This is a genomic window from Shewanella sediminis HAW-EB3 (assembly GCF_000018025.1).
Taxonomy (GTDB): Bacteria; Pseudomonadota; Gammaproteobacteria; order Enterobacterales; family Shewanellaceae; genus Shewanella; species Shewanella sediminis.
This window is the reverse complement of sequence record NC_009831.1, coordinates 4,343,472-4,368,739: the sequence shown is the minus strand read 5'-3', so window position 1 is coordinate 4,368,739 and position 25,268 is coordinate 4,343,472. Positions and strand designations below refer to the sequence as shown.

Below are 25,268 nucleotides of genomic sequence, written 5' to 3'. Positions count from 1 at the left end.
AAGAGCTAAATTGTAGGACCGGCTTTAGCCGGGAAGGATGGAGCAGACAATCGATCGTAGTACAGAGTCGGACCTAGATAAGAGCTAAATTGTAGGACCGGCTTTAGCCGGGAAAGATAGAGCAAACAGGCCATCGCGGCTAAAGCCGCTCCTACATCCTCGCATCTCGTCCCTAGAACCTCGTACCTACAACCATCAATCTACCCAATGTAAAACATCGCGGATAATTGACCAGCGAGGTTGCGGTTCGGTGGCACCCTTACCCAGCATCCAATAGTTATAGAATTGGTCCTGGTGGCCATCGACCTTGCGCAGGCGTTGCCAGTTGTTGACATAATTGAGCAAGGATTGATTGTTCTGTGCCACAGCGTAGGCAACCGGGTAACGAGACTTGCTTTCGAGCAGGGCTATGCCATATCCGGGGAAGAACAGGGTCCAGGCTGAGCCTGCCTGTGCGCTGATAACCATGGCATCGTATTTATCATCTTTTTGTCTGAAGAAGTTTTTATATCCCTCAACTTTAACAAACTCAATATTAGGGTAGTTTGCGGCAACATCCTCGATGGCATCGCCATGTTCGGCGTAGGCAATGGTGACCTGCTCCATCTCTAAGATGCTCTGGCTGCTTTTAAAGCTGTTCACTAAGTGATCTTTAGTGGCGATGGCTAGGTTAAGCTCCAGTACTGGTTCGCAGTAGCTTAGTTGGTCCATCTGTCTGATATCCATGGCCAGCCCGGACATGGCTATATCAAAAAAACCAGCCTTAAGAGAGCGGGCTAATTCAGCCTTGCGAAACGGGATAAACTCTACCTCGACATCTAAGTCTTCGGCCAGCTTAGTGGCCATGGCACTATCGAATCCAACTAATTGACCGGCATTATTGTAATAGCTGAAGGGGACGTTACTGGGGGTATAGCCGACTCTTAATATTCCCCGAGTGCGAATGGCTTGTATATCGGCGACAGGGGAGGAGGGGGTTTGACCTAAGACCGGAAACTGCTTCTTTACCTTAGTCGGTACTTTATCGGCCACCTGCATATTGGCAATCACTTCACTGGTGATTGCCGGACTGCTGATAAACACGCCCATGCCAACACGACAGACAACCAGTGTCAGCAAGACCCCGCTGACGATACCCAGCCCCATCTTTATCAGTTGTGGTGGTCTGAGTCTGAGGCTCTTTTGAAACAGAGCGGCAGTTAACAGGGTCAGGGCAAACAGGTTCATCACAGCGGTAATGGAGCCGAATTTCCCCGTGATAAAGCCTGCCATCACGAATAACTGGAACAGATCCGAGGGGAGATGAACCAGATCCAGCATAAACGGTATGGCAACATAGACACTGCCAAACAGTGACAGCAGACCGCTGACTGATAGCGAAGGGATACTGGTTAAGTCGATCGGGGTGCCATTAAACCAGCCCGCAAAGAAGACAAACAAGATAACGGTGAGCTTACCAATGTTGGGAAAGGTAAAGGCGATAGGGACTAAGATTTCGATGAGTGTCGCGCAATCTTCACTGAGATTATCGTGTTCGCGCATGATCTGCTTACACTCTTCGACAATCACGGGGATCACAATAAAGATGTTACCGGTGGCAAAGGCGGTGATTAAACTGGCCTTGGAGACCCTCAATGCCTGCGCGAAGGTGATGGGGGTGATAGAGGCGATAATCCAGGGCAGAATCCAGAAGGTGAGCAGCAGACAGAGTACAAAATAGCTGATCAGGTAGACCTGCATGCTGGCAAATTCATCGACCCCCATGGTACCCGCTGCAGATGCCGACATAGCGAAGATGCCGATAGGCAGTACTTTTACCAGGCCCTGAGTGATACGAGAAAAGACCTCACTGGTGGTGTGCATAAAAGTGAGAATCTGCTGTTTGTGGTCCCCCTCCATGCCGATAAGGGCCAGTCCCATGGCGATGCTGAATACCACCATAGCGGGCACATAACCTGCAGCCATCGATTCGAACGGGTTAGAGGGGATATAGAGTTTGAAGTAATCGATGGCCGCGACCGGCTCTATGGTACTGGTGCTGAAGAAAGAGGCAGATTCTACGAAGGGGAATGACAGTGGCATTAAGGCGACAGTGATAAGCCCGATTAACCATAGCAGTAGCATGATGAGGCCGGCTCTGCTGAAGATCAGCATGGCAGTGCTCTTTTGTAGTTTACCAATACCGCCCACCAGTGAGACCACGATATAGGGGAGAACCGTCATCTGCATCAATAAGATCACACTGGTACCTATGGATCTAAGCCAGCCAACAGACTCACCGAAGAATATGCCAATTGCAAAACCGAGAAACATCGCTACCAACATCTGGCTGGAGCTGGTCATAGAGAGCATTTTTTTAAACACAGATTTCATTCCAATTGAGTCGTGTAAATTTATGTCGCCATGCTTCACCGCAGATATTCCTGTGCGGGCGATTAAAGCGAGCTTTGGTGTCGGTAATTATAGATTAGGTATCCAACTAGATTAAAGTATTAACTTTCAAATAGTAACACTTCTTGCGAATGTTATTATCATTCTGGCATCTGTTCTAGCAATGACCTCCGTTTAAGCCACTGGTCGGATGCTGTTTCAATCTGGGGGGGAGGGGGGAGGTTGAACCTGAGAATATTGGGAGCTTTGTGGGCTGAGAAACTTTATTAACCCGAATTCAGGTTTATTAATATCACAAATAAATAAAATTACTCTCGTATATTCAGCTATTCTTTGTGACAAATCGTAGTTTTTTTATAGATTTAGTCGTGTCTAAATCAGCAATGATTGATTTCAGTTTTTATTGTTATAAAACTACATCGGTAACACGTGGTAGATCGAATAGTGAAGCTGGATCACAAAATTGCGCGAAATAATGTTACTAAGTTACAAAATGGCCGAGTAATGTGACGCCAATAGCTGAACTTCAGTTAACAAAGATATACTATTAACTATCCAAAATTTTAACGGTTGATGTTGTGATGGCAGGTTTCTCAGACCAGATTAGAATAGTAAAAAAGGGCTTAGATGTGCCCATTGCCGGGGAACCTCGGCAAGAATTCGATAACGCCGCTAGGCCATCGCATGTGGCCCTTCTCGGTGAAGAATATGTCGGATTAAAGCCCACCATGATGGTGGAAGTCGGTGATATGGTCAAAAAAGGCCAGCCACTTTTTGAAGACAAGAAGACACCGGGTGTACTCTTTACCGCGCCAGCAAGTGGTGAAGTGACCGCTATCAATCGTGGTGAACGCCGCGTATTGCAATCTGTGGTCATCACTTGCCAGGGCGACGAGCAAGAGGCGTTTGAGACTAGCTCTGACGTATCGTCGATGAGTCGTCAGTCAGTACAGGATAACTTGGTTAAGAGTGGTCTTTGGACTGCACTTCGTACCCGTCCTTTCTCCCGCGTGCCTCAACTCGACAGCACTGCAGCCGGTATTTTCGTGACTGCGATGGATACCAATCCTCTCTCTGCCGAACCTCGTCTGGTTATTGCCGAAAATGAACAGGCATTTGCAGTGGGTATGTCGGCTCTGACTCGTCTGACCGATGGCAAAGTGTATCTTTGTCACGACGAAGGTGAATCACTGCCTGGCCATGAGCTATCACAGGTTGAGACTCATCGCTTCGGTGGTGTCCATCCCGCCGGGTTAGTAGGTACACACATTCACTTTATTTTACCTGTCAGCGTCGAGCGCCCAGTCTGGCATATCGGCTATCAGGATGTTATCGCCTACGGCAAGTTGTTCCTTACCGGCGAACTCTATACCGATCGTGTCGTGGCGCTTGCTGGTCCCAATGTGGTCAACCCTCGTCTTATCCGCACCCAACTGGGCGCCGAGTTAAGCGCGATAGTTAAAGATGAACTGAAACCTGGCTTCTCTCGCGTGGTTTCGGGCTCGGTACTGTCCGGGCATACCGCTACCGGCGTTTACGATTACCTGGGCCGATTCCATGGTCAAGTCACCGCCTTAACTGAAGACTCTGAGCACCATCTGCTGTCTTGGGTTCGTGGGGGCTCTGAAAAGTTCTCTATCACTCGCGCAATGACTTCACGCTTTAAGCCCGCTAAGAAGTTGTTTGAGATGACGACTCACACTGGCGGCGCTGCCCGCGCCATGATGGCGTTTGGTCAGTTAGACCGCGTCATGCCATTAGATATTTTACCTACACTTTTGGTTCGCGACCTTGTAGTTCGTGATACCGATGAGGCTCAGGCGCTGGGCGCTTTAGAGTTGGACGAGGAGGATTTGGCCCTGTGCACCTTCGTTTGTCCCGGTAAATATGATTTCGGCAAAGAGCTGCGTGCCTGCTTAGATATTATTGAAAGAGAAGGTTAATGACTGAGTTAACTAATGAGTCCTACGTGCTGAGCCTGGTCTCGCACGTCCCTAACCTATTCAAATTAAGTATTCAGAGGGAAGGTTAATGAGTAGCAAAGATAGAAAGCCCGACGCGCAGGAAGATTACTACGCTCCCGGGCACGCGATGAAGGGCTACCTTCGTTCGCTGGTCGTTGCTCATGGTCGTAGCACTAAAGGTAAAGTGCACGTTCGTGACGCGATTGATGTTAAACGTACCATGACCTTAGTGGGTCTATGCCTGCTACCAGCCATCCTGTTTGGTCTGTACAACTTAGGCTTGCAGGCTCAGCTTGCTGTTGCCGGTGGACTGGCTACGCCAGATGTATGGCAACTAGTGCCGTTTAACCTGATATTCGGTGGTTTGACGGAACAGACGGGTCTGATTGGCCTGTTTATCTATGGCATCAGTTTTTATATTCCTATCTATCTGACCGCGCTGGTTGTCAGCCTGTTCTGGGAGATGGTTTTCGCCAAGGTGAGGGGACAAGAGCTGCACGAAGGCTTCTTCGTCACCGCCCTGTTGTTCACCTTAATCTTACCTGTGTCGACGCCGCTTTGGTTGGTAGCCATGGGTATTACTTTCGGTGTGGTGATTGGCAAGGAAGTGTTTGGTGGCATGGGTTATAACTTCCTTAACCCAGCCTTGGCTGGATTGGCATTTATCTACTTCGCTTATCCATCGCAGGTCTCTACGGTCGCTCAATTGGTTGCCGTCGATGGTTTCTCCGGGGCGACAGCCTTAATTCAGACTGCCGCTGGCAAGATGAGCTTTGCCGATTATGCCTGGTATGAAGCCTTCACCGATCCTAACTGGTGGAACGCCTTCTTCGGCTTTACCGCGGGCGCGATTGGTGAAACCAGTACCTTAGCATTATTGATTGGCGGCGGATTATTGATCCTGACTCGCCTGGCTGACTGGCGCATCGTTGCCGGTGTCATGCTGGGCATGATAGCGACTGCAGTCATGTTTAACCTTGTCGGTTCGGCGAAGAATGAGTTGTTTGCCATGCCATGGACCTGGCATCTGGTCACGGGTGGTTTTGCCATAGGTATGATGTTTATGGCTACCGATCCAGTGACAACGGCTTACACCAATAAAGGTAAGTTAGCTTATGGTCTCTTGATTGGCTTTATGACTGTGCTTATCCGTGTGGTTAACCCGAAAATGCCGGAAGGCATCATGTTGGCAATCTTGTTTGCTAACTTATGGGCACCCATTTTTGATTATCTGGTCGCGAAAGCGAATATCAAGCGGAGACTGAAACGTAATGGCCTTTAAAAAAGATACAGTTCTTGGAACTATGATCTTCACAGTCACACTGTGCTTGTTATGTTCTTTTATGATCACAGGTACAGCGGATCTGCTTAAAGAGCGCAAGCTGGTGAAGAAGCGTGACGAACTTAAACGTTATGTGTTGATGGCTGCCGATGTAGATATGAGCGGCGATACAGATTTTCGTACTATTTTTGAAAAATCTGTCACCCCTATGCTGGTTGAGCTGGATACGGGAGTGATCACGACGGAAGGTGAGATCATGGACTTCGATGACCGCATGGCGGCGATCAATCCTGAGACATCGAGCAAACCGAAAAAAGATACCGCTAAGATCAAGAGCCGCGCCGACCAGGTTCGGGCATTCAAAGTCTTTGACGATAACGGCAAGTTGACCAGTGTGGTTGTGCCTATCTACGGCAAGGGACTCTGGTCCATCATCTATGGCTTTGTGGCGGTTAAGCCCGACATGAATACCATCGAAAATGTAGTTTTCTATGAGCACGGTGAAACCCCGGGTATTGGTGATTTCCTCGGCGAGACTGATTGGACTAACAAGTTCAAGGGTAAGCTGCTCTTCGATGAAAAAGGCAAAGTGGCACTAAGAGTGGTTAAAGGCGGCGCCAAAGAGGGTGATATTCACGGTGTCGACGCGGTCAGCGGTGCAACCATGACGGGTCGCGGTGTGCAACGCTCGATTCAGTTCTGGTTCGGCAAGGAGGGCTTCCAGACCTTCTTCAACAAGTTAAAAGCTTCGGAGGTCTAAGGTGAGTACTAATTCAGCAGCTACTCGCGAGATACTGGTTAGCCCGATTTTCACTAACAACCCTGTTGCTATGCAGGTGTTGGGTGTCTGTTCGGCGCTGGCAGTAAGTAACTCTTTGCAAACCGCATTGGTGATGACATTAGCCGTTACCTTTGTACTCGTGTTCTCGAACCTGATCATCTCGATGATCCGCCGTCTGATACCAAACAGCGTGCGTATCATCGCTCAAATGACCGTGATTGCGTCCTTGGTGATTATCGTCGATATGGTCCTGCAGGACATAGCTTATGAGCTATCTCGTCAACTGTCGGTATTTGTCGGCTTGATCATCACCAACTGTATCATCATGGGCCGAGCGGAAGCGTTCGCCATGAAAAACCCGCCTCATCTGGCGGTTGTAGATGCAGTGGGTAATGCCATGGGTTATGGCGTTATTTTACTCGGTGTTGCCTTCGTGCGTGAACTGCTTGGCAGTGGCACCCTGTTTGGTCATGAGATTTTAAAAACCGTTGAAAATGGCGGTTGGTATCTGGCTAATGAGATGTTCAAACTCCCACCTAGTGCGTTTTTCCTGATCGGATTAATGATCTGGACGATTAACGTAATACAGCGCAAACGAGGTTAAGGAAGAGATATGGAACACTACATTAATCTTTTTATTCAGGCAGCCTTCATCGACAACATGGCGCTGTCATTCTTCATGGGTATGTGTACTTTTCTGGCGGTATCGAAGAAGGTGTCGACCTCTTTCGGTTTAGGTGTGGCGGTTATCGTGGTGATGACTCTGGCTGTGCCGCTTAACCAGCTAATTTATGCCAACGTACTGGCTCCGGGAGCATTGGCTTGGGCGGGAATGCCTGAGCTGGATCTGAGCTACCTGCAGCTGATCACTTTCATCGGTGTGATCGCGGCTCTGGTGCAGATCTTAGAGATGGTTTTAGACAAGTATATCCCAAGTCTGTACGACTCTCTGGGTATATTTCTGCCGTTACTGACGGTGAACTGTGCCATTTTTGCCGGCGTTATCTTCATGGCAAACCGTGACTATAACTTAGCTGAGTCAGCCGTATTTGCAATGGGCTCGGGTGTCGGTTGGGCGATGGCGATTGTGATGTTGGCAGGACTGCGCGAAAGAATGAAATTTCATGCAATACCCGAAGGGTTACAGGGTATTGGTATCATCTTTATCACTACTGGCTTGATGGCTCTGGGCTTTATGGCTTTCTCTGGTATTTCTATTTAAGCGGTTCTTTTTAAAGAGCTGGGCTTAAAGAAAACGAATTATTGAAAAGGTAGATTCGATGGAAATGGCAATTGGTATCGGCATGTTTACTCTGGTTGTGAGTATGCTGGTTATGGTGATTTTATTCGCCAAAAGTAAACTGGTGTCTACGGGTGACGTCAGTATTCGCATCAACGACGATGCAGAAAAAAGCATAACAACCTCAGCTGGCGATAAGCTGTTGGGCGCGTTAGCGAACAAAGATATCTTTATCCCTTCGGCCTGTGGTGGCGGCGGAACCTGTGGTCAGTGTCGCGTCATCGTTAAATCCGGTGGTGGTGATATTTTACCAACAGAGCTCGACCATATCACCAAGAAAGAGGCGAAAGAGGGCTGTCGTCTGGCCTGTCAGGTGGCGGTTAAAACCGATATGGAACTCGAAGTTGAAGATGAGATCTTCGGCGTTAAGAAGTGGGAGTGTGAGGTCGTCTCGAACGACAACACTGCTACTTTCATTAAAGAGTTGCTACTCAAGCTTCCTGAAGGCGAAGACGTTAAGTTTAAAGCCGGTGGGTATATTCAGATTGAAGCGCCTGCTCACAAGGTCAACTACTCAGATTTTGATATTCCTGATGAGTATCGTGACGATTGGGTCAAGTATGGTCTGTTCGACTTAGTGTCTAAGGTCGATGAAGATGTACTGCGTGCTTATTCGATGGCGAACTACCCGGATGAGAAGGGGCTGATCATGCTGAATGTGCGTATTGCTACGCCACCTTCAGACGAGTTGCCACCGGGCAAGATGTCGTCGTATATCTTTAACCTCAAAGCGGGGGATAAGGTCATTATCTCCGGACCATTTGGCGAGTTCTTCGTTAAAGAGACCGATGCCGAGATGATTTTTGTGGGTGGTGGTGCGGGTATGGCACCGATGCGCTCGCATATCTTCGACCAACTTAAAGGGGTTAAAACCCAGCGTAAGATGAGCTTCTGGTATGGCGCGCGTTCGACACGTGAAGTGTTCTACCAGGAAGATTTCGATTCGTTGGCTGCCGAGAATGACAACTTTGTCTGGCACGTTGCCCTGTCCGATCCTCTGCCTGAGGACAAGTGGGAAGGGTATACAGGTTTCATTCATAATGTCCTGTATGAGAACTACCTCAAGAGTCATAAGGCGCCGGAAGATTGTGAATTCTACATGTGTGGCCCTCCAATCATGAACTCCTCTGTCATCAGCATGCTCGAGAGCCTGGGTGTGGAAGAGGAAAACATCTTACTGGATGACTTTGGCGACTAGATTGGTGATTTGATTGGCCACTTAAAACTTATATTTAAGAAGCGAATCCTGAAGTATTGAAAAGCGAAGCCTTAGGCTTCGCTTTTTTGTGTCTGGAATTCTAGTAGTAGAGAGTTATGCCTATTTTCCCAGGGTCAAAGATGCTCCCGGCATCTCAATGACATTTCCTCCATCCTTGGAGGTCATGGTAAGAAATAGGCTTTGTGTCTGGCCACAACGAAGATTTTATGCCATCCATGGCAAATCTTCATAAGTGTTCCAGACACAAATGTTCCCGACATTTATAGGCATTCCCGCCTCTGACCCATATGCATAGGGTTGGAATAGGGGGAAATGTCTTAAAAGCGAATGGAGCGCTTCAGACACTGGCAGTCAGAACACTTATGCCTGTTTGTTTAAGAAGAGGCCAGAGGCAAAGATGCTCCCGGCATCTCAATGACATTTCCTCCATCCTTGGAGGTCATGGTAAGAAATAGGCTTTGTGTCTGGTCTTTAACCGTTATTTCTCTGAAGCGTCTTCGGCGAGCACGGTCGGCGGAATTTTTTCCACGACTAAGTCGATAAAGGCCCTCACCTTAGGGGACAGGTGCTTGCGGCTCGGATAGACCACATAGACATCGATTTCCGGAGCGGGCAGAGCGGGAAACAGGATCTCGAGTTGCCCTGACGCTAAGGCATCGGTCATATAGAACTTAGGTAAGCGGCAGATCCCATGCCCGCTTAGTGTTAGTGCCAGCTGTATTTCTGCATTATTACTGAGCACTTTTTGCCTAACATCGACCTGTATCGGATCTCCCTCGCTGTCCTTATACTGCCAGCGACCCGGCGTCTTGTGGTTGGAATAGCATAGGCAGTGATGGCGGCTTAGCTCCTGAGGATGGTGGGGACGCCCATGTCTGGATATGTACGCTTTACTGGCTACGGTATACCCTTTACAGCTAAATATTTTGCGACAGATCAGGCTGGACTCCTCTAATTGAAGTGCGGCCCTTATCGCCAAATCATACCCTTCAGCCACCACATCGACTCGTCTGTCGTTGAGATCCAGTTCTAAACTCACGTTAGGGTAACGCTGCATATATTCAGACAGGATTGGCTGCAGATAGCTGTTGGCAAACCCAATGGGACTGCTGATCTTGAGTCTGCCCTTGGGGTCGACATCATGTTGGGTGATAAGCTCCACCGCTTGCTCTGCATCTACCATCAGCTGTTGGCACTGCTGATAATAGGCTTCGCCTTCGGGCGTGAGGCCGATAGAGCGTGTGGTTCTGTTAAGCAGGCGCACTCCAAGACGAGCCTCCAGCTTATTGATCTCTTTGCTCACATAGGAGCTCGAGTGTCCCATGGACTCGGCGGCCGCAGAAAATCCACCGGATTTAACCACCTGAGTAAATATTACGATGCCATCGAACAGCTTATTGCTAGTCATATGGAAATAGTCTTAATCAATTTAGGTTATTAATCTCATTTGGCTATCAATATACACTTAACGTCATCGAATTGTCAGCCTATTAAATCAGTGGAGTCAGGATGTATAACAGAGCCGTGTCTTTTATCGTTATCACCGCATTGGTGTTCGCCCTGTCTCCGTTAGCCATAGATATGTATCTGCCGGCTCTGCCCGAGATGGCCAAGCACCTGAATGCAACTCACAGTCAGATGGAGATGTCGGTAGCGGTATTTCTATTGGCCTTCGCAATCGCACAGCCCCTCTTCGGTCTGCTGGCCGACAGATATCACAAGTTAAACCTGTTACTGACAGGCTTGGTAATTTTTACCCTTTCGACTCTGGCTATTCCTATGGTGGATTCCGCGACGGGCCTATACCTTGCGCGCATATTTCAGGCCATCGGCGGGGCAAGCTCAGTGGTCTGCTTTGCCATGATCCAGCAGCAATATGATCTGCAAAAGGGCGCCAGGGTGCTCACCTATGTGATGGCTGCCGTGGTGGTGGCTCCTCTGTTGGCTCCCATGGTCGGCGGGCAAATTTTAAAATATGCGAGCTGGCAATGGATCTTCTATACCTTAGCCGGGATAGCTATCTTTGCCTTCGTGGCAAGCCTGTTAACCCATGCTCAGGCCGATAAGTCTGTGCAGGGAGAAGAGAAGACAGAGCAGGCTAACCAGAGTCGCCGTGCCGCTTCGATATCGGATTTTGTGCAGATATTTAAACAACCGCTGCCACTGGCTTACATCCTGGTTGGAAGCTTTGGTTTTGCGGGACTGTTTTCATTCGTGGCCGGCTCCCCCTATGTCTATATGAACTACTTTTCATTGAGTCCCGAGCACTATAGCTACCTGCTTGGGCTAAATGCTTTGGGCATGATTATCGGCAGTCTGTTGAGTGTGAAGCTGCTGGGGCATATCAGCCCCAAGGTTAAGGCCGTTATCTCGGGTACCTTGTTGGGCCCGCTGAGTCTGCTGTTTTTCATGCTGGCACAGATTGAAGTCCCCTTGATGGCTATCGTCGCGACAGTATTTATATTTAACCTGCTATTGGGACTGATATCGGCGAACGCCATTGCGGCTGCCATGTCATTTTTTCCGGCTCAGGGTGGGGCGATATCGGGCGTGTTTGGCCTGAGTCAGTTTGCCTTAGGCGCCCTGTTCAGCGCTGCGATTAGTCTGTCAGACGCGCAGTCGCCGGTGGCTATGCTGACCTTTATGGGGCTGGCTTGTGCCTGCGCCGCCATCTTCAGTACCTACATTTACACTAAGAGCAACGCTGATGGTGAACAGAGTAGTGAAGAGATCAGGATGCAGGTGCAGTAACTTCCTATACCTGCACAAAGATATCAGCAAATTGAAATCGCGGCTCGTTCGATACTAATTCGTTCGATACTAATTCGTTCGTTATTAGCTCGTTGGGTACAAAATTAAAGCAAAACCCATAAACAGATTATGAGAGAGACATTATGAAACTATTAGCCTTTGCAGCCAGCAACAGTTCAGCATCTATCAATAAGCAGCTCGCCACCTACGCCGCATCACTGGTTGAGGGCGCCGAGATTGAGATCTTAGATATTAACGACTACGAGATGCCAATTTTCAGTCAGGACAGAGAGAATGAGTTGGGGCAACCAGAGTTGGCGCAGCAGTTCTTTGCCAAGATAGGCAGTGTCGACGGGATCATTATCTCGTTTGCCGAGCATAACGGCTCCTACACCGCGGCCTACAAGAATCTGTTTGACTGGACATCACGTATCGATATGAAGGTATTTCAGAACAAGCCTATGGTATTGCTTGCCACATCTCCCGGACCGGGTGGTGCCGCCACCGTACTGGCAGCCGCTAGCGGCAGTGCGCCTTACTTTGCAGCCGATGTCAAAGCCACTCTGTCGGTGCCGAGCTTTTATGATAATTTCGATATCGAAGTGGGTAAGATGCGTAACGAAGAGCTGGATCAGCAGCTGAGGGACGCCGTGTTTAAGCTTCAGCCTACTAGCTGATACCTATGTGCTAACTGATGTAAATGTGTTAAACAGAGGGTCAGCCTGTAAAGACTGACCCTCTGCCACATCAGGTGTTACCTCTGAGGTATATTCGGCTTCTTACTCGCTCTCCTCTCCCGCTTCAATCCTGAAATTAAATGCCTTACCCTTGTGGTGTAGACTGATGTGAATTTCACTGCCGGTAATATTTTTATTGTTGACGATAAGCGAGGCGATGGGATTCTCTATCTGCTTCTCTATCTCTCTCCTTAGCGGGCGGGCACCGTAGGCGGGCTCGAAGCCGTCCTGAGCTACCCGCTCTATCACATCGGCGTCGATATGCAGGGTGATATCGTTGTCTTTCATCTGTTTACACAGCGATGATATCAGCAACTTGGCTATCTTGAGGACATCCTCCTGAGTCAGATAGTGAAATACGATCACCTCATCGAGTCGGTTGAGAAACTCGGGTTTAAAGAACTTCTTCACCTCGTTCATTACGGTGCGACGGGCTGCCTCATAGTCCGGATCTTCGCTGTAGATAAACCCGACCGGCGTGCGGTCGCTTATCAGTGACTCGGACCCAAGGTTCGAGGTGCCTATCAGCAAGGTGTTACGAAACGAGATGGTGCGTCCCTGAGCGTCGGTGAGCCGGCCATCTTCTAAGATCTGCAACAGCATGTTAAACACATCGGGATGCGCCTTCTCCATCTCGTCCAGCAGTATGATGGTGTAGGGATTACGGCGGACCTTTTCCGTGAGCTGCCCCCCTTCACCGTAGCCGATATAGCCCGGTGGTGCCCCGATCATCTTGGACACCTCGTGACGCTCCATATATTCGGACATATCCAGTCGTACTATGCGGCTCTCATCATCGAGCATAAACTCCGCCAGCGCCTTTGCCAGCTCGGTTTTACCTACTCCGGTCGGGCCGAGAAACAGGAAGGAGCCGATGGGGCGATGACTGCGATTGATACCGGTTCGGTTACGGCGAATGGCATTGGCCACCGCAGACACGGCATCTTGTTGACCTATGATGCGCTTATGTAGCATGTCTTCCATATGAGACAGCTTCTCTACCTCAGACTCGGCCAGGCGGGCGGCCGGGATCCCGGTCAAGCGGGCGACCACTCGGGCGATATCTTCGGGGTTGACCGCCTTATCTTCACTGGCGGTATCGGTGGTTTGCTGTTCACGTTGTAGCGAGAGCTGCTGTTCTAATTTAAGGATCTCGGTCTGCATGTTGGCGACACGTTCGAAGGCCTGCTCGTTATAGGCTTTTTGCTTGCCTGACAGCAGTGCCTGACGCTTGCGCTCAAGCTCCTTCATCGGTCTCGACAGCGCCAGCAGGTGCAGGTGTCTATCGGCTCCGGCTTCATCGATAAGGTCCACTGCCTTATCCGGCAGGTGTCTGTCCGCGATATAACGCTCCGACAGTCTGGCCGCGGCCTCCAGCGCCTCCGGCTGGTATTCTATATCATGGTGGCCCTCATATTTTCCAGCCAAGCCATTGAGGATATCTATGGTCTCCTCTATGCTGGGCTCGCGCACTAAGATGGGTTGAAAACGCCGCTCCAGAGCTTTATCTGCCTCGACATATCTGTGGTATTCATCGAGTGTATCTGCACCTATCAGCTGTAGTGTTCCTCGTCCCAGCGCACTCTTTAACAGGGCGGGGGCATCCAGTCCGCCAGCGCCGGCGCCGGCACCCACCACGGTATGCAGTTCATCGATGAAGAGAATGATCTGCCCCTTTGCCTCTATCACCGCATCCCTGACCCCCTTGAGACGCTCCTCAAATTCTCCGCGCATATTGGCCCCGGCGACCAGCTCGGCGAGATCTAATGAGAGCAGGCGTTTATCACGCAGGGTATCGGGCACCTCAGCATTGGCGATACGCTGGGCTAACCCCTCGACTATCACGGTTTTACCTACACCGGGCTCACCTATAAGTACCGGATTATTCTTCTTACGTCTGGATAGGGTTTGAATGACTCGTCCTATCTCATCCTCTCTGCCAATAACCGGGTCGAGTTGGTTATTACGGGCCATCTCTGTTAAATCTTGGGTATATTCATCTAAGGGATCGCTGCGGCCCTCGGCATCGGGCGTGTCTAAGGTTTTGCCACTTCTCAGTTTTACCAGCGCCTCACGAGCCGGGCCCACCTTGATCCCCTGATTATTCAGGTGAATGGCGGTGACGCCGGCCCTCTTATCGCACAGGGCCAGTAACAGGCTGCCCGTACCTATGTAAGCATCGCCGAGTCGTTTGGCTTCACTAAGGGCTATGCCGAAAATCTCTTCGACTTCCTGTGCGGCGACCACCTGAGTGGTATCGCCCTTCAGAGGAGTATTTTCATGATCGTGATACACGGCCCGGGTCAGGGCTTCGATACTCTTCTCGGGATCGGGCAATATCTGTTGTAGTAGCTGAGCTGCTTCAGAGCCCGGAAGTGATAGTAAGCCAAGCAGGATATGCTCAGGGGTCAGTACATTCTGATGGGCGTTTGCCAGTTCTGCGATAGCGGCATTGAGGGTCTTGTGGACCTCTTGATTGCATTGACGGATATATTGCTGAAACACGTTGGACTCCTTTCATCATTGTCAGCAGCATTCGATAGGCTTAGCGTCACACCTACTAATACCTGATGTATCAGTCGGAGTAGCAAGATCAGGCGCTTAAGCTCCTTCTTTGAGTTTAGACGATTTTTTTACTTTCATTTATCTGGTAGAAAACTTTGCATTAGAAATTAATCGCGTGGAGATATTTTGATTTTAAGAGTGATGGCCAATACGGAAGGCTTCGCCTCGAAGGCAGAGGTTGATGCTTAACGATGTGAGCTGGATATAAGCAGGAATAGTGGTTAATAGCGAGCAATCTTCCCACAGGGGCGACATAGGGGCGACGCCTGATAGCGGAGCCGCCTTTAGTCTGTGGACTTTTTAATGCCTTTGAGGCGCGCAATGATGCCTATGATACCCAGTGACAGAAAGAAGAAGCCCAGGTAGGTGCCGGTTTTTAACCAGCCGAGAGATAGCTCCACCCAGGCCGGTTTTGAGTTTGTCGGTTGATTGGCCTGCAGGAGAACTTCCATACTGTCTCCCTTATTTAAACCAGAGAAGTCGGCGCAGTTATGTCGATAGCTGCCGCTGAAAAGATGATTTTCGAAAGGGTATTGATAAACCAGGGTACAGCTCTTCTCTTCGTCAGAGTCGGGTCGCTGTGCATTACCGAAGATGTTGCGCTCTACCCTGATAACTGTGCCTGTAACCGGTTGGCTGAAGCTTTCGTCTAAGGCTTTTTCCTGCAGGTAATAGGGCAGAAACTCGACCAGAACGAAGGCGCTAATTGCGATAAATGCGTAGAGGTAACCGGACAGAAAGCTGAGTGCTCTGTGGATGAGGCTCTTTTTCGGGAGAGAGTTTTTTGAGGAGGGGTTTTTCACGCTGATGCTTTTCCAGTTTGTTTGAGAGATTAAGTGCCACTGTCACTGTGAGCGTCTGTGATTATTATAAAGCCTTTGCGACTATTATAAAGTCAGTGACCATTAAAGCGTCAGGTGACCCTGACGGTTTTCGCTCACATCATCATTCCCGCCAGCATTCCCTTCACTATTATCAATAGCAAGGGCGCGACCGAAGACTGTGGTACGGTTGCGGCCATCATGTTTCGACTGGTACATGGCCATATCCGCATCGGCGGTGATCTTTTCGAGATCATAGCCCGATAGCTTAGCATCTGTGACGCCGAAGCTGGCGGTGATAATAAACTCTGCGCCGGAATCTGAGGTATCGAGCTGCGCTATCGCTTTGCGGCAGGTCTCGGCCAGCCTGGTCGCCGTCAACAGATCGCAGCCCGGCAGCAAGATACAGAACTCCTCGCCGCCCAGACGCGCAAAGATATCATTGCTTCTGCCCTGCACCTTACAAACATCTGCCACCCGCTTCAACACCCAATCCCCACAAGCGTGACCGTAGGAGTCGTTGATGGTTTTAAACTTGTCCAGGTCGAACAGGATACAGCTAAGGTAGATATCGCTGTTCTCACAATACTGCAGGGCACTCTGAGCCAGCTGAGTGAAGTGACCCCGGTTAAATACCCCCGTGAGGGCGTCGAACTCGGCCAACTGTTTAAGGCGCTTCTGTGTCATCCAGGACTTATAGCCCCAGAAGCTGAGCAGGGTGATAATCGCGATAAGCAGGGCTATAAACAGGCGGTTATTCTCCGCCTCACTCCTGGCCAGTTTCTGCTCTATCTTGAGCAGGTTATTCTGTTTATCCAGCAGTCCGATACGGCTTTTCTGCTCCGCGGCCTGATGCTGGGCCAGCTGAAACGCCAGATGTTTGGTCTTGATATCATCGAGGTAGGCCTTATCCGCCTCGGCATACTGCTTGTGATATTGCAGCGCCATTTGATGATCGCCACGGGACTCGGCTATCTGGTAGAGAACCCTGTAGGCATTGACAGAGGAGTTACTAATATTGATGTTTTTAGCTTCATCGATTGCAACTAATGCATACTCTTCTGCTTGTTCATTGCTGCCAACCTCATGGTGCGCTTGAGATAGAAGAGAATTAAAAATAGCTAAATATGGAACATACTTTGTCGTTTTCAGAGAATCGAAATTCGACTCGAGTATGGATATTGCCTGATGAGGATTATTTTGTTGCAGATAGAGGGTCGCTAAATAGCTATAAATGGCGCTCACCATCACCACTTCGTTATTTTGTTGGCAGGCCTCGATACCTTCCCGGATCTGCGGGTCATTTTCTTCTAAGAGCTTGAGTTTAAAGAGTGACTCTAATTTCAGGTTATGGGCGATACAGAGTGTTCGACCTTCAATAGACTCTTGTAGAAGTTTGTCCGCAAAACTCAAACCAAGTTCGTACTGGCCTAGTTGGTTGTAAAATATTGCAGCAACGGCATAACTTCGCTGAATAAGTAAATCATCTGAGATTTTCGGTAGAGTATTTAAAGTGTCAGAGAGGTAGTAAAGGCCTTCTGGCCATTGTTTTGATATTGCGTATGTATTTACTATTGATAAATTAGCTTTCAATTTTAATGTCGTTTGTGCATTAGAGCTTAAAATATTTTTGTAGATCGTTAATGCCTCATCAAACTTTCCTTGGAAAGATAAGCTGTAGCCAATTAAATATTTTAGATGGTGAGATTGTTCTTTAGTTAAAAGTTCTTCTCTTTGTTTTAGTTTTTTAATGATTGTGATGAATTGTACTGGGTCACTACTACGGATTTGTTCGGCTTGGTTAAATAGGCTTTGGGTCCCCTCTATCTGTGCTGACCAAGAGTTATGGACAATAAGCATCAAAAAGAGGCAAAAAATTCTACCTCTTTTAAGTCGTTTGGAGAACAAATTAACCATTAGCTACAGATTTTATTTCAGATTCGTCTTCTTTTGGCGATTCTTTTTCTGGTGAATCTTTTTCTGGTGAATCTTTTTCTGGTGAATCTTTTTCTGGTTCATCCTCTGCAGGGAAGAAGATACAAACTACATCAGGACAAATATCTAATTCTTTCTTTAACTTTATTAAGTCCTTTTTAAGAAGTGGTTCCTTAATGCTTTCTTCCAAACCGCTACTTTTGATGGCTATACATTGCTCTTCAGTACTCTGTAAGCTAGCGTCCTGCCCCATACGTTCCAGTAGTTCAATCACATTTGACATGCTTTCTCTTCCTTATTGTTGTAAGATTTTTAGCTACGAGCTACGAGCTACGAGCTACGAGCTACGAGCTACGAGCTATGAGCTACGAGCTCTTATGTAGGAGCTCGTAGCTGCGATGGCTTGTTCGTTCCATCTTTCCCGGCTAAAGCCGGTCCTACAATTTGGTGCGCTGAACCGTCATGCTGAACATGTTTCAGCATCTGGCTTTTCGTTACTCGAGACTCGCAACTCGCTGCTTTCTTAGCTCTTGCTCAGCTTCTTCCTCAATTTGCTTCAGCCTCTCCTGCACTTCATGGTTGGGCTGCATCTTTTGGCTCGGCGGTATCACCAATGTGGTGTGCATAAATATCTCGGCCTCGGCCAACTCGCTCAGTGTCAGTGTCTGCTTGCGCACCGTGTCTATGGGGAGTACGGCGGCCTCATATAAGATAACCTCATGATCCAGCGGATACTGCTCGGTGAGCAGTTCTATCAACACCTGCCGGTGGGCGGCGCCTGTGGCAAACTTGGCCATACTCTTATCGCCTGCCAGGCCTATCTGCCACAGCACCAGATAGCAGGAGGGGTCGAAGCGGCGCTTGTAAAACATGAACTGGCTGGCTTCGAACTGCTGACAGCCGAACTTGCCGGGATCTATGCCTAAGTCGGCAATCAGGCAATCTTCTGCAGATATGCCCGGCACCATGACGGCATCGAAGCCTTCGGCCTTGGCGAGTTCTATCGATTTGTGCGGCGCATGGGCGAATACGCCGGGGTGTCCGTAAAATGCACCGACCACCTTCTTGCCGGCGCGTACCTCACTCAGCATGGCATCGACCATCTCGCGGTAGGTGATATGGCGGGACTTGCCTTCGCTGTAGTAGACCTGCAGGGAGCGTACGTCACTATGCATCTCCTGCAGCCAGAGTTCGACTATGCCATTGGAGACGCCGGAGAAGACCACATCGGCCTGCTCGATATAGCTCTTAGCCAGGGGGCAGATATGTGCCCCCAGAGTCATGCCTATACCGACACAAGCCAAACTACCCACCATTGAAAAATTCCTTTTATGCATCTTGTTATTTTTTAATCAAACTACCAGTTATCAGCTTGTTTTGAAAGTGTTAACTGGCTTAGTGTGCGCGGGGGCCTGAGTTTGATTTCAGAGCTTGTAGTGATTCTTTTCGGCGAAGCAGTGTTTATCGAAACTTTTACTCGGCTTCCCGATACATTCGGTTGAGATTAATGGTGTTTCGAAGACGAATCCCAGCTTTTTTACGAAGCGCTCAGTAGCCAGATTGCGGCCTGAAAATTGGGCATTAATACGAACTATCTCTAATTTGCTATAGGCGTATTCCATCAATGCCCCCATGGCTTCTTCGGGGAGCAACTTTCCATTGGCTTTACGCAGCAACATAATTCCAATCTCTGCCTGAGACCTGTCTTCGCCATGCCAGACCAATCCCTCTATCCCTATCGCTTGTTCATCATCTCGAGATGTGATCACCCAGCTCATCTGTGTGGGGTTTACTTTTTTTGTGTTGCTTAACGAAGTCTCAAAGGCGCGGTCAGCCTGCTCGATTGTCATCGGCTCGGCTATGTTACGCATGATTTTTTTGTCGGTATATAACTGACGAAAAAGTAACTTGTCCCGGGGCTCTATCGGTCTGATAAGCAGGCGCTCGGTGGTAAATACATGGGAGTTTTTTATGCTTTCAATTCTGGACTGCTTACTGATGAGTTGTTCCACTTTTATCTCCAATGATGACTATTTTTGCTTAGCGAATCGGATCACACCGGTTTTATGTACTGAGCGGTCGAATATGACCAGGTGGTCGTTGAGCAGGGGGAGGCCTAAGAGGGTTTGATTGGGCCAGTTGGGAAGTTGACTCAAGAGCTTAAAGCAGGCCTTGCCTTCACCCGGTGCGTTGAGCTGCCAGTAGCTTTCGGGTCTGCAGACTATGCTCACGGCTTGTCGGTCGGAGTTCTGTGTGCCGGCAGCTTTATTCTCATCCAAATCGCCATCCATATCGCCCAGGAAGGTGAAGGTGATATCCGGCCATTGGCTCAGGTCCAGGAGCGATGCATCTATGCCTCTCTCCTGGGCGGATATCTCTTTAAAGGGGGCTATCAAGGGAACAAACTTTGGCGATATGGCTGCTAAGCTCTTTAGCAGGGCTCGATAGAGGGGCTCGGTAAGGGCGATGGCCGAGGCGCCGGTATCGACGATGGCATTGCTGTAGTAGTTTTTGCGGTACTTTTCATCGAGCGCCGGAGCGGGGATTGGTGGCTGGTCGCCGACGCGTATCGAGGTGAGTGTGACATTGTAATAGATGTCGTGGTCGACTCTGATGGTGTGAAAGTCTCCCTGGTAGAGCTCCGTATGCTCCTCTCCTCCGCCGAGGATAAGCCAGCCCCGGTTGAGCGGATCATTGGCCAGCTGCTGAGGTGACAAGTCGCCGTTGGTGACGTGGATGCTGGAGCGCCGGCTATAGAAGGCAAATTTATTCGCGGTGAGGCCATGCTCTTCGAGGGCGGTGAAGTAGGGGATGAGATCCTGCTCCGGCTGCTGCCAGAGAAACTGCTTAAACTGTTTAAGGTCTTCGCTGCTGAAAGGGAGTTCTGTTTTCTTTTTGTTCTTGTTGTCAGTTTTACTCTTAGCTTTAGTATCGCTCTGACGCTTACTCTCATTATTAATCGTGCTCTGGCAGTCACTCTTGCCCTTAGTATCGCTCAGGCTGATAGCATCGGCGAAGGGCCAGGGATAGGTTACCGCCGGTGAATATTGATGGCTTTCGAGATAGGCTTTAAGATCGTAGCTCCTGTTGAGGTGATGGTAGCCCAGCCCCAATATGCCATCGGCATCACCAAAGGTTTGTTGCTGTTTAACACTGGAGACGATAGCTAGGGGGCAGGCGTCGAGCACCAGAGGTTGGCGGGCTAAGTGAAGGTGTGGCAGGCGCTTATCGAACGCCATCTCATCTTCGCAGCTCTCTTCACAGAGAGCGACCCGGGTTGTGACCACGGGGCCGTCCCAACCACCTATGCCGTAGTTGACCTCTTGAGCCAAGCTGGTGACGGTCAGTAAGTTATCATCCTGAGGGTGGTAGGCGTTTTGGTTCACGACACTATGATTCACTACATTTTGTTTCACTGCACTTTGCTTTACAACAAGGGTGCTGCTACCCGTGTCCAGGATAAGGTTGGCCCTCTGTGCCTGACTACCCAGACGTAGTTGGGCGCAGTAGTCCCCCTTGGCGTAGACGTTGGTGATGGGGACTTTGAGGGTACGTGCTTTTATCTGACCGGCCATGCAAAGGTATCTCCCTAACTTTCTTGCGTGCTGCTAAATGGCTTGCTGTTAAATGCAGGCCCATTCTATATCCAGGCGTCGAATTGGCGCGATGCGCCTTGCCTGAACTCTCTCTTTTGTAACCTGTAACCTCACATTTATCAATGGCTGTAAATATGCGCTAACCTATGCCGCCTTGCGCAAAAGGTGCTTTTTATTCGTGCTTTTACCAGGCTCTTGGTTAGGCTCTTTATCAGGCATTTTATTAGAGAGTGCTGATAAAGTATGGGTTTGAAATGTGTGACCAGGTTCACAATTGCGCTCGTTTAAAAATGATACATATTAGAATTATTTAATTGTCACATAACTTCGCGATTGCCTTAAAGCCAGAGGTGTCGCAGGCTCTCAGAGTTTTATTATTTCTTGCCAGCACTATCAATGACACTTTAATAACAAACGTATGCTTCAGGAGAGTGATTAATGTTGAAGAAGGTGAACCGTCTGGATTATTTCACTTTGATGGTGTTAGCCGGCTTAGTCGAGTTGAAAAATGGCTCCGCCGTCGCCGATAGATTACATACGACTCAATCTAAAGTGAGCAGGGCACTGAACTGTTTACGTGAAGTGTTGGATGATGAGCTTTTTATTCGTCAAAAGTATGGGTTTGAGCCTAACTCTGTTGCACTGCGTATCTACCCCATGGCTCAAACTATTCTTGAACAATACGATAAGATGATATCGGCGACACGTAATACTGTAGTGGCACCCTATGAGTTGACGGTGGCCGCCCATGAACAGTGGTCGATGATGGTGTTTAACTGTGTGACTCACCAATGTTGCTGTGTGGAGGGGGGGGTCAATGTGAATGTGCAACCCTGGTCAGAAAACGTGAGCGAGCGTCTGTGTCAGGGGAAAATTGACTGCAGTATATCCATCGAACCCATCAGGCATGAGATGGTTGATGATGTGAATATCGGCGATATTACCCATTTTTTTCTGGTCGCCAGAGTCGGTCACCCTATTCTGACCTCAGCCGATCCTCTGACCGATATCTTTGATTATAAAATTGGTCTGGTAAATTCAAACCTTCAGAACAACCGCCTGCATAGAATCGAAGAGTATGCCCATGAGCAGGGGATAAAACTTCGGGTTGCACTTAAGAGCCCGAGTCTGCGCATGGTCGTCGATCATGCCAGTAAATCTGACGATATCTGTGTGTTGAGTTCCGCCATGGCCTATGAGTATTTCGAAGGCAGAGAAGATGTCGATTTTGTCGATGTATCGTCGCAATGGCGAGACGCTATAGAGCAACAGCCCGAGAGTTATTTCCTGCACTGTCATCGCTCGGTGACCCCTTTGCTGGCACAATGTATGGCGAGGTTACTGACCGAAAAGTTAGTCGATATTCAACATCACTATGAGAGCTCACAGGGACTGCCCCCTACGATAGCTAAACCAGGTTTAAGTGTGCTCTTTTGAGCCCCTTGTTGATTAAGATATTGGTTTTAATCAGGCCCCGAGTTAATGGATGCTGCGATTGACGATTTGCCCGATGGTTTCAACCAGCCAGGCGGCATTAGACGATAGGTGCCCTTTCTTAGTGACTAAGTATAGGGTCGGACTGTTAATTGATAGGTAGAGCCGCTCGGTTTCTATCTCTGATAATCGACAAACATGTAAGTTCGGCATCTGATTACTATGATCATAGATTTTGCTGAAAGGCAGCAGTGCGACTGCATCGGTATCGGTTATATGTTGGTTGAGCGTCTCAATATTGAAGTTATGATTAATCAGATCTCCGTTCTTCAGGTGATATGCAAGCTGGTGCTGGCTGCAGTAGAGTAAAAATGGATCCGATGTTGCGCGCTCGGGTTTGCCCAGAATGCTCACAAAGGGATATTGTGCGATGGACTCTAAGGTGATCTCCTGCTTTAACAGGGGATGGTGAAGATCACACACCAGATAGAGGTGAGATAGCCGTTTCAGTGCCACGACGTCGACATGGTTATCGATCTCCCCCAGGTAGTCACTTCCGGACTCGCTGATTAACCCGATATCGATTCGATTCTCAATAATATCCGTGATTAGGTTGTCGGAATCGGGGCTGATAGTGAACTTAAGATCCAGATGGCTCTCTTTGACGGCGTTCTTCAATAGTTGTGGAAATTGATGAACGATAAGATCGCTGACATGAATGGTGAAATGGGATCTCTCACCAGAACTGTCGTCGACATTGAGTTGGTACAGGTGCTCAGAGCATTGCACTATTTCCTTAGCGATGGGGTAGAGCTGTTTGGTAAATTCATTGGGAATTAAGCCATGTTTTTTTCTGATAAAGAGTGGGTTATTAAAAATAACTCTGGAATGCTGTAGGCTACGGCTAATTTTTGGTGCAGGAATATTCATCTGTTTAGCCACAAATGTGGCAGAGTGATGCTCATATAAATTAACCAGAATATTAATGCTGAGTAGATCTAAAGTATCGAGTTTTAGATTATGCATTCTTTAATTCCTCCTGCGACACACATTTGTAAAACTGACAATATGTGAATTTCATAAATTAATATAAACCTATTCTTGAATAAGTGCTAATAAAATGGTTAAAATAAATAAATGATTTCGCACTCTGTTGTGGTCAATCGTCTCGTCTTCCTATCTTATTGATTTTAATTTGTTTTTTAATTTCATGTTTTAGATATGCAATATATGAAATCGTTATAGTTAACTACTGACAATCTGTAATGGGCAATATCTTTATTTGATAATCTGACCATGAGTTTATTTTTATTATTAAATGTGAAAAAGAATTGCATATATTTTAATTTGAGAGCAATACTTAATTGCAAACTAAATATAAACAGATGTTTTGGAGGTTTATCATGAACGCCACCGTCATACTCAGTTATACATTTATGTACTTTGTCCTGTTTGTCATCGTCCCATTGGTTGTCGTGACGTTTGTGATGACTTGTATTAAGTTTTTCCAAACAACCGACGTACAGATGGCTGCAACGGAAGTCAGCATTAAACCACACCTGCTCGATACGCAATCCATGGAGTTTTTAAAGACATTAAAAACCATAGCTAAAGGCCGTTACGATGTGCTCTATGATGCCTCTTTAGTGAATGTGGTCGATATCGATCAGACCGTTAAGAATCATGATGAGGTGCAGGAGTATATGGAGCACTGCCATCTCGATTATGTGGTCGTGGATAATGAGTCTTCATCGGTTAAGCTGGTGATGACAAATCCTGAGGAGAGCAGCAGCGATCAGGTCGAGTTTATCGAGAAGTGCCTGGCATACACAGGCGTGCAATTTATCAAGCTGGACAGAGAGAAGCACTGTGATGAAGCGTTAATCAGAAACGCGCTTGCCGCATAGCCGATAATGGCACCGAACAGCTCTGTTCGGTGCCACTCTCCACCAAGAATTTTAGCATTCATCTATCGATGTAAGGACAAGTCATGTCCAGATTATCCCGCTATTGGCCACTATCTCCAGCAATTGAGTTGCCATCAATCCTGTTGCCATCAATCATCTGCTTAATCATGGCGGGAATACCTAGTCCTGTCGATGCACAACCAAATGAGTCTCTGACCATAAATCAAAATTCCTGCATGAAGTGCCATAAACGCAACGGAGCCATGTTTGGACTACATGCTAATGCTGCACTTGCAATTGAATGTCAGTCTTGTCATGGAGAGCGAGGCAAACACCCCAAGAAGGGGTCGAGCATTCGACGTTTTTCAAGCGACAACTCGACGTCTGTGGCTGAACAAACGGGAGCCTGCCTCGAGTGTCATGATCATGAAATCATCGCTATGGCTGATTGGACCCATAATGTTCATGCCGATAAGGTAAATTGTGCCAGTTGTCACCAGTTGCATGTGGAATACGATCCTATGCTGCAGATCACGGTGAAAGAGCGCAGCCAGCTGTGCCGCGGGTGTCACCTCGTTAAATAAT

At 48.4% G+C, this 25,268-nt stretch carries 21 protein-coding genes; 11 read left to right on the top strand and 10 right to left on the bottom strand.

Annotated features, from left to right (window positions below):
* Positions 1 to 195: 195 nt before the first annotated feature.
* Complete coding sequence (locus SSED_RS18755) at positions 196 to 2,373, bottom strand: cation:dicarboxylate symporter family transporter (RefSeq protein WP_083758960.1); 2,178 nt, start codon at positions 2,371 to 2,373, stop codon at positions 196 to 198.
* A 599-nt stretch (positions 2,374 to 2,972) separates the two neighbouring features.
* Between SSED_RS18755 and SSED_RS18750 the strand changes: the two genes are divergently transcribed.
* From SSED_RS18750 to nqrF, 6 genes are all read left to right on the top strand, one after another.
* Positions 2,973 to 4,334 carry a Na(+)-translocating NADH-quinone reductase subunit A gene (locus SSED_RS18750; RefSeq protein WP_012143916.1) on the top strand — a complete coding sequence of 454 codons (1,362 nt, stop codon included), beginning with the start codon at positions 2,973 to 2,975 and terminating at the stop codon, positions 4,332 to 4,334.
* An 88-nt stretch (positions 4,335 to 4,422) separates the two neighbouring features.
* The gene (locus SSED_RS18745; RefSeq protein WP_012143915.1) at positions 4,423 to 5,637 is read left to right on the top strand and encodes an NADH:ubiquinone reductase (Na(+)-transporting) subunit B; all 1,215 of its coding nucleotides are present in this window, start codon (positions 4,423 to 4,425) and stop codon (positions 5,635 to 5,637) included.
* Positions 5,627 to 6,397: a Na(+)-translocating NADH-quinone reductase subunit C gene (locus SSED_RS18740; RefSeq protein ID WP_012143914.1), complete on the top strand. Its 771-nt coding sequence runs from the start codon at positions 5,627 to 5,629 to the stop codon at positions 6,395 to 6,397. The genes SSED_RS18745 and SSED_RS18740 overlap by 11 nt, the downstream gene beginning before the upstream one ends.
* 1 nt (position 6,398) lies before the next feature.
* Positions 6,399 to 7,022 (top strand): NADH:ubiquinone reductase (Na(+)-transporting) subunit D, encoded by a 624-nt coding sequence (locus SSED_RS18735; protein WP_012143913.1) that lies wholly within the window; start codon positions 6,399 to 6,401, stop codon positions 7,020 to 7,022.
* A 9-nt stretch (positions 7,023 to 7,031) separates the two neighbouring features.
* Positions 7,032 to 7,640 (top strand): NADH:ubiquinone reductase (Na(+)-transporting) subunit E, encoded by a 609-nt coding sequence (gene nqrE / locus SSED_RS18730; protein WP_012143912.1) that lies wholly within the window; start codon positions 7,032 to 7,034, stop codon positions 7,638 to 7,640.
* 58 nt (positions 7,641 to 7,698) lie between these two features.
* Positions 7,699 to 8,916, top strand: a complete 1,218-nt coding sequence (nqrF, locus tag SSED_RS18725) for an NADH:ubiquinone reductase (Na(+)-transporting) subunit F (RefSeq protein ID WP_012143911.1) — start codon at positions 7,699 to 7,701, stop codon at positions 8,914 to 8,916.
* Between the two features lie 499 nt (positions 8,917 to 9,415).
* Here nqrF and SSED_RS18720 read toward each other — a convergent pair whose 3' ends face one another.
* Positions 9,416 to 10,345 carry a LysR family transcriptional regulator gene (locus tag SSED_RS18720; RefSeq protein WP_012143910.1) on the bottom strand — a complete coding sequence of 310 codons (930 nt, stop codon included), beginning with the start codon at positions 10,343 to 10,345 and terminating at the stop codon, positions 9,416 to 9,418.
* 101 nt (positions 10,346 to 10,446) lie between these two features.
* On the opposite strand from SSED_RS18720, the gene SSED_RS18715 reads away from it, so the two are divergent.
* Both SSED_RS18715 and SSED_RS18710 read left to right on the top strand, forming a co-directional pair.
* Positions 10,447 to 11,688, top strand: coding sequence for a multidrug effflux MFS transporter (locus SSED_RS18715; RefSeq protein WP_012143909.1), 1,242 nt, complete (start codon positions 10,447 to 10,449; stop codon positions 11,686 to 11,688).
* A 143-nt stretch (positions 11,689 to 11,831) separates the two neighbouring features.
* Positions 11,832 to 12,365: an NADPH-dependent FMN reductase gene (locus SSED_RS18710; protein WP_012143908.1), complete on the top strand. Its 534-nt coding sequence runs from the start codon at positions 11,832 to 11,834 to the stop codon at positions 12,363 to 12,365.
* Between the two features lie 102 nt (positions 12,366 to 12,467).
* On the opposite strand, the gene SSED_RS18705 is transcribed toward SSED_RS18710, so the two are convergent.
* The 7 genes from SSED_RS18705 to SSED_RS23750 form a co-directional block, all read right to left on the bottom strand.
* The gene (locus SSED_RS18705; protein ID WP_012143907.1) at positions 12,468 to 14,930 is read right to left on the bottom strand and encodes an ATP-dependent Clp protease ATP-binding subunit; all 2,463 of its coding nucleotides are present in this window, start codon (positions 14,928 to 14,930) and stop codon (positions 12,468 to 12,470) included.
* Positions 14,931 to 15,274: 344 nt separating this feature from the next.
* Entirely contained in the window at positions 15,275 to 15,793 is a 519-nt protein-coding gene (locus SSED_RS18700) for a hypothetical protein (protein ID WP_012143906.1), read from the bottom strand.
* Between the two features lie 102 nt (positions 15,794 to 15,895).
* Positions 15,896 to 17,224, bottom strand: a complete 1,329-nt coding sequence (locus tag SSED_RS18695; RefSeq protein ID WP_190273171.1) for a tetratricopeptide repeat-containing diguanylate cyclase — start codon at positions 17,222 to 17,224, stop codon at positions 15,896 to 15,898.
* A gap of 496 nt (positions 17,225 to 17,720) precedes the next feature.
* Positions 17,721 to 18,029 carry a hypothetical protein gene (locus SSED_RS18690; RefSeq protein ID WP_012143904.1) on the bottom strand — a complete coding sequence of 103 codons (309 nt, stop codon included), beginning with the start codon at positions 18,027 to 18,029 and terminating at the stop codon, positions 17,721 to 17,723.
* A gap of 211 nt (positions 18,030 to 18,240) precedes the next feature.
* The gene (locus SSED_RS18685) at positions 18,241 to 19,062 is read right to left on the bottom strand and encodes an SAM-dependent methyltransferase (protein ID WP_012143903.1); all 822 of its coding nucleotides are present in this window, start codon (positions 19,060 to 19,062) and stop codon (positions 18,241 to 18,243) included.
* Positions 19,063 to 19,170: 108 nt separating this feature from the next.
* Positions 19,171 to 19,758, bottom strand: a complete 588-nt coding sequence (locus tag SSED_RS18680) for a GNAT family N-acetyltransferase (RefSeq protein WP_012143902.1) — start codon at positions 19,756 to 19,758, stop codon at positions 19,171 to 19,173.
* A gap of 18 nt (positions 19,759 to 19,776) precedes the next feature.
* Positions 19,777 to 21,321: a pepsin-like aspartic protease gene (locus SSED_RS23750; protein ID WP_012143901.1), complete on the bottom strand. Its 1,545-nt coding sequence runs from the start codon at positions 21,319 to 21,321 to the stop codon at positions 19,777 to 19,779.
* Between the two features lie 459 nt (positions 21,322 to 21,780).
* Here SSED_RS23750 and SSED_RS18670 point away from each other — a divergent pair, with 459 nt between their 5' ends.
* Entirely contained in the window at positions 21,781 to 22,779 is a 999-nt protein-coding gene (locus SSED_RS18670; protein WP_012143900.1) for a LysR family transcriptional regulator, read from the top strand.
* 42 nt (positions 22,780 to 22,821) lie between these two features.
* Here the strand turns inward: SSED_RS18670 and SSED_RS18665 are convergent, their stop codons facing one another.
* Positions 22,822 to 23,802, bottom strand: a complete 981-nt coding sequence (locus SSED_RS18665; protein WP_012143899.1) for a LysR substrate-binding domain-containing protein — start codon at positions 23,800 to 23,802, stop codon at positions 22,822 to 22,824.
* Positions 23,803 to 24,179: 377 nt separating this feature from the next.
* On the opposite strand from SSED_RS18665, the gene SSED_RS18660 reads away from it, so the two are divergent.
* Both SSED_RS18660 and SSED_RS24180 read left to right on the top strand, forming a co-directional pair.
* Positions 24,180 to 24,683, top strand: a complete 504-nt coding sequence (locus SSED_RS18660; RefSeq protein WP_012143898.1) for a DUF2726 domain-containing protein — start codon at positions 24,180 to 24,182, stop codon at positions 24,681 to 24,683.
* 83 nt (positions 24,684 to 24,766) lie between these two features.
* Positions 24,767 to 25,267 (top strand): hypothetical protein, encoded by a 501-nt coding sequence (locus SSED_RS24180; RefSeq protein WP_012143897.1) that lies wholly within the window; start codon positions 24,767 to 24,769, stop codon positions 25,265 to 25,267.
* The last annotated feature ends 1 nt before the right edge of the window (position 25,268 follow it).